Consider the following 9,806-nt stretch of genomic DNA (forward strand, 5'->3'; position numbering starts at 1 on the left):
GATTAAGGGGCATGAAACATGCTTTTTTCATTCTCAGAATGATACTGGACTTGGTCTTTTATGCCAAGTTATATAACTTTGAAATTTTATTTTTTGGTAATAAAAAGACACTAACTCAAGTTAGTCTGGATAGATAGACATAACACCTTATCTCTAGGCATGCCAAATAATCTTGTCAACGTTGTCAATGTTGTGGGTCACTCCATCGGAGGTCACGATTTGCACCGTGGTGTTGCCTGAGGTGTCGGCAAAACCCGAGGCACTGTCCACCGACAAACCACTCGCCCACGTGGGTGTGGACGCCGCCTTGATGACCCACCCATCCACAGGTGTGGTGCCAGCGGCCGAGACACCGTGGTAGGTGCCTTTGATGTCCACAATGTCTGACCAATTGCTGGCCGTGGTGGTGTTGCTGGTGCCTTGTAACAACTTCTGCGAATCAAGCTCGACATAGGTAGCACCGTTGACACCGCTGTTGGGGTTGGCATTTTGAATGTCCAACACATAGGTGTTGTTGCCATCAAAGATATTCAATATTGAATGTGTGGTGGCGCCATCTGTCGAGTCAATGGTCATGGTGTTTTGCAACAAAGTACCCGCAGAACTGGGCAAGTTGTTCAACAAGGTACCAAAGTCAAGTTTGTCGCCATCGATGGCGCTGTTGAAGTCGGTGATCAGCTCTTTGGAGCCCGACGACAAAGTCGGCAAATCGGTCAGGGTGTTGTACTTGAATGTGTCGGCGCCGGTTCCCCCCGTGAGGGTGTCTACGCCCTGCCCGCCAATCAAAATGTCATTGCCACCGCCGCCCGACAAGGTGTCGTTACCCGCACCACCGATCAACAAGTTGTTGGATGCGTTGCCTGTCAGGGTGTCGGCAAAGGCAGAACCCACCACGTTCTCCATCCCAGTGACGGTGTCACTGCCTGAGCCGCCCGTGGTCTGCGCCGTGGCGACAGACAAGTTCATCGTCACACCCGAGGTTGCAGCAGAGTAACTGACCGTGTCTGAAAGGCCGCTGTCACCGGTCAAGGTGTCGTTGCCCGAGGTGGCAACCAAATAGTCCGTGCTGGCAGCCAGCGTGCCATTGCTGATCAAGGCAGACAAACCCGTGATGTTGCTGACCCCAGACAGATCAATCAAAAGGTCGTTTGTCGCGCTGGGCGTTGCCCCCACTTGGGTGTAGATATAGGTATGGGTGACGGAACTGATGGTGGCGGTAAAAGCCACCGTGGCGCCGGCATTGCCCAAGTCGTTGGCTCGCAAATATTGCACCACCGCAGCAACATCGCCAATGGTGGTCAGCGACACCGCAGCGGAATACGTGTTGTTATCGTCAAACTGGATGATGCCATCGGTGATTTTGTGCGATGAAACCGTGGTGTTGGTGTTGACCTTTAAGGTTGAATTGGTGCCATTGACCGTTGCGTTGGCTGGAATAAACGGTGTGCCGGGCAACATCAGCTTGTCGGTGCCCGACGCGAAGTCGGTGATCACGTCGTAACCCGTGATCGTGCCGTTCATGTTGGTGCCGCCAATCGTGAGTGCGGTATCTCCCGAGGCATAGGCAAAGGTGTCAACCCCTGCACCACCTGTGAGGGTATCGGCGCCTGCACCACCCACCAGCATGTCGGCACCAGAGCCGCCTTTGAGGGTGTCGGTGCCAGCAAAGCCAAACAAGGCGTTGGCACTTGAACTCGCACTTTGGTCAAAGCTGTCGGCACCACTGGTGCCCAAACTCATCGCGAGGACGTTGGTGTTGGCGGTGCCATCACTGACTTGCAAGGTGCCAGTCACGGCACTGGTTTGTTGGGTGGGGGTCAACTCAAAATAACCACCCGTGCCCACCGATGGGCTGCCAAATGCGCTGGCAAATGGGGTGTTGAGTGACAGCGTGGCATTGTCGATGTCGGCAGCCATGAACAAGATTTTTCCGGGAGCGACGATCAGGTTTTGTGTATTCGCCACCGGCGCATCGTTGACGGCGGTCACATCGATGGTGCTGGTAGCGGTGCTCGAATTGGCAGTGCCATCGTTCACTACCCAACCAATGGTGCGTGTTGCAGACACGCTGGTGGGGTTGTCGTTGAGCGATGCGTAGCTGACTGAACTCAACGCAGTTTGGTATTGCGCCACGGTGGCGGACCCCGAAAGCGTCAATACCCCTGTGGTCTGGTTGTAACTGCCCACGATGCCGTTTTGATTGGTGAAACTCAGCATGTCACCCGTGGTCAAACCTGCGGTGATGCTGACCGTTGCACCGGTCAGTACGGTGTTGTCGACGTCTGTGGCGGTCATGCCTGGGTTGATGGCTGCAGCCGCTGCGTTTTCGGTATACGCCAGATGTGTGGCGTTGGCAGTGAGCACGGGCGCGTCGTTGGTACCGGTCATCGTGACGGTGATCACTTGGCTTGTTCCGTCTGCTGTCGCGACCGTGAAGCTGTCGGTGTAAGTCTGCCCAGCGACAAACTCGTTGTGGGCGTTGTTGGCGGTGTAGGTCCAAGCGCCGTTGGTGCCGATGCTGAATTGGCCGTAGCCGTTATTCCCAGCCACATTGCTCTGTGGAACAAAGGCCGCGCTGCTGTCCACGTCCGTGGCACTCAAGCTGCCTGTTGTGGAGAGCGACGCAGCGCTGTTGGTCTCAGTGAGGCTGGCGGTGCTGGTTCCCGTGATGACAGCTGCGTCGTTCGAACCCGTCATGCTGACTGTGATCACTTGGCTCGTGCCATCCGCCGTCGCCACCGTGAAGCTGTCGGTATAGGTCTGTCCACCCACAAACTCGTTGTGCGCGCTGTTAGCCGTGTAGGTCCAAGAGCCGTTGGTGCCAATGCTGAACTGACCATAACCGTTGCTGCCTGCCACCGCGGTTTGTGCGACGAAGGCTGCACTGCTGTCCACGTCCGTGGCACTCAAAGTACCAGTTGTACTCAAAGAAGCTGCTGCGTTTGTTTCCGTCAAGCTGGCGGTACTGGTACCGGTGATCACCGCGGCATCGTTCGTACCGGTCATCGTGACGGTGATCACTTGGCTCGTGCCATCCGCTGTCGCCACCGTGAAGCTATCGGTGTAGGTCTGACCACCGACAAACTCGTTGTGGGCGTTGTTGGCGGTGTAGGTCCAAGCGCCGTTGGTGCCAATGCTGAACTGGCCGTAGCCGTTGTTACCGGCCACATTGCTCTGGGCGACGAAGGCCGCGCTACTGTCAACGTCTGTTGCAGACAGTGAGCCTGTGGTGCTCAAGGATGCTGCTGCGTTTGTCTCCGTCAAGCTCGCCGTGCTGGTGCCGGTGATCACCGCGGCATCGTTTGTGCCGGTCATCGTGACGGTGATCACTTGACTTGTGCCATCCGTCGTCGCCACCGTAAAGCTGTCAGTGTAGGTCTGACCACCGACAAACTCGTTGTGCGCACTGTTGGCGGTGTAGGTCCAGGCGCCGTTGGCGCCGATGCTGAATTGACCGTAGCCATTACTGCCTGCGACCGCTGTTTGGGCGACAAACAACGCACTGCTGTCCACGTCCGTGGCACTCAATGTGCCTGTAGTTGAGAGCGAAGCTGCTGCGTTTGTTTCCGTCAAGCTGGCCGTGCTGGTTCCGGTAATCACCGCAGCATCGTTCGTACCGGTCATCGTGACGGTGATCACTTGACTTGTTCCGTCAGCCGTCGCCACCGTGAAGCTATCCGTATATGTCTGACCACCGACGAATTCGTTGTGCGCATTGTTGGCGGTATACGTCCAGGCGCCGTTGGTGCCGATGCTGAACTGGCCGTAGCCGTTGTTACCGGCCACATTGCTCTGCGCAACAAAGGCTGCACTACTGTCTACATCGGTAGCACTCAATGTGCCGGTTGTGGAGAGCGAGGCTGCGCTGTTGGTCTCAGTCAGGCTGGCGGTGCTGGTTCCGGTGATCACCGCTGCGTCGTTCGAACCCGTCATGCTCACCGTGATCACTTGGCTGGTGCCATCTGCCGTCGCGACCGTGAAGCTGTCGGTATAGGTCTGACCACCGACAAACTCGTTGTGCGCGCTGTTAGCCGTGTAGGTCCAAGAGCCGTTGGTGCCAATGCTGAATTGACCGTAGCCATTACTGCCTGCGACCGCTGTTTGGGCGACAAACAACGCACTGCTGTCCACGTCCGTGGCACTCAACGTACCTGTAGTTGAGAGCGAAGCTGCTGCGTTTGTTTCCGTCAAGCTGGCGGTACTGGTTCCGGTGATCACCGCGGCATCGTTCGTACCGGTCATCGTGACGGTGATCACTTGGCTCGTGCCATCCGCTGTCGCAACTGTGAAGCTGTCGGTGTAGGTCTGGCCGCCCACGAACTCGTTGTGTGCGCTGTTGGCTGTGTACGTCCAAGCGCCGTCAGCTCCGATGCTGAACTGACCGTAGCCGTTGTTGCCTGCGACCGCTGTTTGGGCGACAAACAAAGCGCTGCTGTCCACGTCCGTGGCACTCAATGTGCCGGTTGTGGAGAGCGAGGCTGCGCTGTTGGTCTCAGTCAGGCTGGCGGTGCTGGTTCCGGTGATCACCGCTGCGTCGTTCGAACCCGTCATGCTCACCGTGATCACTTGGCTTGTGCCATCGGCTGTCGCGACGGTAAAACTGTCGGTGTAGGTCTGCCCGCCGACGAATTCGTTGTGTGCATTGTTAGCGGTGTAGGTCCAAGCACCGTTGGTGCCGATGCTGAACTGGCCGTAACCGTTGCTGCCTGCGACCGCTGTTTGGGCGACGAAGGCCGCGCTACTGTCCACGTCCGTGGCACTCAATGTGCCTGTAGTTGAGAGCGAGGCTGCGCTGTTGGTCTCAGTCAGGCTGGCTGTACTGGTTCCCGTGATGACAGCTGCGTCGTTCGAACCCGTCATGCTGACCGTGATCACTTGACTCGTGCCATCGGCCGTCGCGACCGTGAAGCTGTCTGTGTAGGTCTGACCACCGACGAATTCGTTGTGCGCGCTGTTGGCGGTGTAGGTCCAGGCACCGTCGGTTCCGATGCTGAACTGGCCATAACCGTTGCTGCCTGCCACAGCTGTTTGGGCGACAAACAACGCACTGCTATCTACGTCCGTGGCACTCAACGTGCCGGTTGTGGAGAGCGAAGCTGCACTGTTGGTCTCGGTCGGGCTGGCAGTGCTGGTACCTGTGATGACCGCCGCATCGTTGCTGCCCGTCATGCTGACCGTGATCACTTGGCTCGTGCCATCCGCCGTTGCCACTGTAAAGCTGTCTGTATAAGTCTGACCACCGACGAACTCGTTGTGCGCGCTGTTAGCCGTGTAGGTCCAGGCACCGTCTGTACCGATGCTGAACTGGCCGTAGCCGTTGTTACCTGCCACGCCCGTTTGCGCCACAAAGGCTGCACTGCTGTCCACGTCCGTGGCGCTCAAGCTGCCTGTTGTGGAGAGCGAAGCGGCTGCGTTTGTTTCCGTCAGGCTGGCCGTACTGGTTCCTGTGATAACCGCTGCGTCGTTCGAACCCGTCATGCTGACCGTGATCACTTGGTTTGTGCCATCGGCCGTCGCGATCGTGAAGCTATCCGTATAAGTCTGACCACCGACGAATTCGTTGTGCGCACTGTTAGCCGTGTACGTCCAACCGCCGTTGGTTCCGATGCTGAACTGACCGTAGCCGTTGTTCCCAGCCACTCCAGTCTGTGCCACAAAAGCCGCGTTACTGTCAACGTCTGTTGCAGACAGTGAGCCCGTGGTGCTCAAGGATGCTGCTGCGTTTGTTTCCGTCAAGCTCGCCGTGCTGGTTCCGGTGATGACTGCTGCATCATTGCTGCCAGTCATGCTGACCGTGATGACCTGCGAAGTGCCATCCGCCGTCGCCACCGTGAAGCTGTCGGTGTAAGTCTGCCCACCCACAAACTCGTTGTGGGCGTTGTTGGCGGTGTAGGTCCAAGAGCCGTTGGTGCCAATGCTGAACTGACCATAACCGTTGCTGCCTGCCACCGCGGTTTGAGCGACGAAGGCTGCGCTGCTGTCTACATCGGTGGCACTCAAGCTGCCGGTTGTCGAGAGCGAAGCGGCTGCGTTTGTTTCCGTCAAGCTGGCGGTACTGGTACCGGTGATCACCGCGGCATCGTTCGTGCCGGTCATCGTGACGGTGATCACCTGGCTTGTTCCATCAGCAGTCGCGACTGTGAAGCTGTCGGTGTAAGTCTGCCCACCGACAAACTCGTTGTGGGCGTTGTTGGCGGTGTAGGTCCAGGCACCGTTGGTGCCGATGCTGAACTGACCATAACCATTACTACCGGCCACAGCGGTTTGGGCGACAAACAACGCACTGCTGTCCACGTCCGTGGCACTCAATGTGCCGGTTGTGGAGAGCGAGGCTGCGCTGTTGGTCTCAGTCAGGCTGGCGGTGCTGGTTCCGGTGATCACCGCTGCGTCGTTCGAACCCGTCATGCTCACCGTGATCACTTGACTTGTGCCATCGGCTGTCGCGACGGTAAAACTGTCGGTATAGGTCTGCCCACCGACGAATTCGTTGTGTGCATTGTTAGCGGTGTAGGTCCAAGCGCCGTTGGTGCCAATGCTGAACTGGCCATAACCGTTGCTGCCTACCACCGCTGTTTGAGCGACAAACAAAGCGCTGCTGTCCACGTCCGTGGCACTCAATGTGCCGGTTGTGGAGAGCGAGGCTGCGCTGTTGGTCTCAGTCACGCTGGCGGTGCTGGTACCAGTGATGACTGCTGCGTCGTTCGAACCCGTCATGCTGACCGTGATCACTTGACTCGTGCCATCGGCCGTCGCGACCGTGAAGCTGTCTGTGTAGGTCTGACCACCGACAAACTCGTTGTGGGCGTTGTTGGCGGTGTATGTCCAAGCGCCGTTGGTGCCGATGCTGAATTGACCGTAACCATTGCTGCCTGCCACTCCAGTCTGAGCGACAAACAACGCGCTGCTGTCTACATCGGTGGCACTCAAGCTGCCGGTTGTCGAGAGCGAAGCTGCTGCGTTTGTTTCGGTGAGACTTGCCGTGCTGGTGCCGGTGATCACCGCAGCATCGTTCGTACCGGTCATCGTGACGGTGATCACTTGACTTGTTCCGTCTGTAGTCGCCACTGTGAAGCTATCCATATAGGTCTGACCGCCAACGAATTCGTTGTGGGCGGTGGTAGCCGTGTAGGCCCACTGACCATCAGTACCAATACTGAACTGACCGTAGCCGTTGTTACCGGCCACTCCAGTCTGCGCCACAAAGGCTGCGCTGCTGTCCACGTCCGTGGCACTTAAGCTGCCGTTTGTGGAGAGTGAAGCCGCACTGTTGGTCTCAGTGAGGCTAGCTGTACTGGTTCCTGTGATGACTGCCGCGTCGTTCGAACCCGTCATGCTCACCGTGATCACTTGACTCGTGCCATCGGCTGTCGCGACTGTGAAGCTATCGGTGTAGGTCTGTCCACCCACAAACTCGTTGTGCGCGCTGTTGGCCGTGTAGGTCCAGGCGCCATCAGTTCCGATGCTGAACTGGCCGTAACCGTTGTTACCGGCCACTCCAGTCTGCGCCACAAAGGCAGCGCTGCCATCCACATCTGTAGCGCTCAAAGTACCGGTTGTACTCAAGGAGGCTGCTGCGTTTGTTTCCGTCAAGCTGGCGGTACTGGTTCCGGTGATCACCGCGGCATCGTTCGTACCGGTCATCGTGACGGTGATCACTTGGCTTGTTCCGTCAGCCGTCGCCACCGTGAAGCTATCCGTATATGTCTGACCACCGACGAATTCGTTGTGCGCGCTGTTGGCGGTGTAGGTCCAAGCACCGTTGGTGCCGATGCTGAACTGGCCGTAACCGTTGCTGCCTGCCACAGCTGTTTGGGCGACAAACAAAACGCTGCTGTCCGCGTCCGTGGCACTCAATGTGCCTGTAGTTGAGAGCGAGGCTGCTGCGTTTGTTTCGGTGAGACTTGCCGTGCTGGTGCCGGTGATGACGGCTGCGTCGTTGCTGCCCGTCATGCTGACGGTGACGACCTGCGTCGTGCCATCGGCAGTCGCCACCGTGAAGCTGTCGGTGTAGGTCTGACCACCCACAAACTCGTTGTGCGCGCTGTTGGCGGTGTACGTCCAGACGCCATCGGTTCCGATACTGAATTGCCCGTAGCCGTTGTTACCAGCCACACCAGTCTGCGCAACGAAGGCCGCGTTGCTGTCAACGTCCGTTGCAGAGAGTGCGCCTGTGGTGCTCAAAGAGGCCGCGGCGTTTGTTTCCGTCAGGCTGGCGGTGCTGGTACCTGTGATAACCGCTGCATCATTGCTGCCAGTCATGCTGACCGTGATGACCTGCGAGGTGCCGTCTGCTGTCGCTACCGTGAAGCTGTCGGTATAAGTCTGGCCACCCACAAACTCGTTGTGTGCGCTATTGGCGGTGTAGGTCCACTGACCGTCAGCACCGATGCTGAATTGACCATAGCCGTTGTTACCCGCCACATTGGTCTGGGCAACGAAGGCTGCGCTACTGTCCACGTCGGTGGCGCTGAGGGTGCCGGTTGTTGAGAGCGAGGCTGCTGCATTGGTCTCGGTGAGACTTGCCGTGCTGGTGCCGATGATCACTGCTGCATCGTTGGAACCCGTCATGCTGACGGTGATGACCTGCGTTGTTCCGTCTGCGGTGGCAACCGTGAAGCTGTCGGTATAAGTCTGACCACCCACAAATTCGTTGTGCGCGCTGTTGGCGGTATACGTCCAGGCGCCATTGGTGCCGATGCTGAACTGGCCGTAGCCGTTGCTGCCCGACACATTGCTCTGGGCAACGAAGGCTGCGCTGCTGTCCACGTCGGTGGCGCTCAACGTACCTGTAGTTGAGAGCGAGGCTGCTGCGTTTGTTTCCGTCAAGCTGGCGGTACTGGTGCCGTTGATCACCGCCGCATCGTTGCTGCCGGTCATGCTCACCGTGATGACCTGTGTCGTGCCATCCGCCGTCGCCACCGTGAAGCTGTCGGTGTAGGTCTGTCCACCCACGAACTCGTTGTGCGCACTGTTGGCCGTGTACGTCCACGCGCCATCGGTACCGATGCTGAATTGGCCATAACCGTTGTTGCCAGCGACATTGCTCTGGGCAACGAAGGCCGAGCTGCTGTCCACGTCCGAGGCACTCAAGCTGCCTGTTGTGGAGAGCGAAGCTGCGGCATTTGTTTCTGTCAGGCTAGCGGTACTGGTTCCTGTGATGACTGCGGCATCGTTGCTGCCCGTCATGCTGACGGTGATGACTTGGCTGGTGCCGTCTGCTGTCGCGACTGTGAAGCTGTCGGTGTAGGTCTGACCACCCACGAACTCGTTGTGCGCGCTGTTGGCCGTGTAGGTCCAGGCACCATCGGCGCCGATACTGAACTGACCATAGCCGTTGTTGCCAGCGACATTGCTCTGGGCAACGAAGGCTGCGCTGCTGTCGACGTCTGTTGCAGAGAGTGAGCCTGTGGTGCTCAGGGAAGCTGCTGTATTTGTTTCCGTCAAGCTGGCCGTACTGGCTCCTGTGATGACCGCAGCGTCGTTCGAACCGGTCATGCTGACGGTAATGACCTGCGAGGTGCCGTCTGCTGTCGCGACTGTGAAGCTATCGGTGTAGGTCTGGCCACCGACGAACTCGTTGTGCGCACTGTTAGCCGTGTACGTCCACTGACCGTCAGTACCAATGCTGAATTGACCGTAGCCGTTATTCCCAGCCACATTACTCTGAGCAACGAAGGCGGCGCTACTGTCAACGTCAGTGGCACTGAGTGTCCCGGTTGTGGAGAGCGACGCTACGCTGTTGGTCTCAGTCAGGCTAGCTGTACTGGTTCCGGTGATCACCGCTGCGTCGTTCGAACCCGTCATGC

Annotated in this window: 1 protein-coding gene; it reads right to left on the bottom strand. The window is 58.1% G+C overall.

Annotated elements, in window-relative coordinates; all coding sequences use genetic code 11:
- Nucleotides 1-153: 153 nt before the first annotated feature.
- Entirely contained in the window at nt 154-9,780 is a 9,627-nt protein-coding gene (locus tag B9Z41_RS14350; RefSeq protein ID WP_233202708.1) for a VCBS domain-containing protein, read from the bottom strand.
- Nucleotides 9,781-9,806: the final 26 nt, after the last annotated feature.

Origin of the sequence: Limnohabitans sp. JirII-31, from assembly GCF_002778315.1 — a bacterium.
In the GTDB taxonomy this organism is placed as follows: domain Bacteria; phylum Pseudomonadota; class Gammaproteobacteria; order Burkholderiales; family Burkholderiaceae_C; genus Limnohabitans.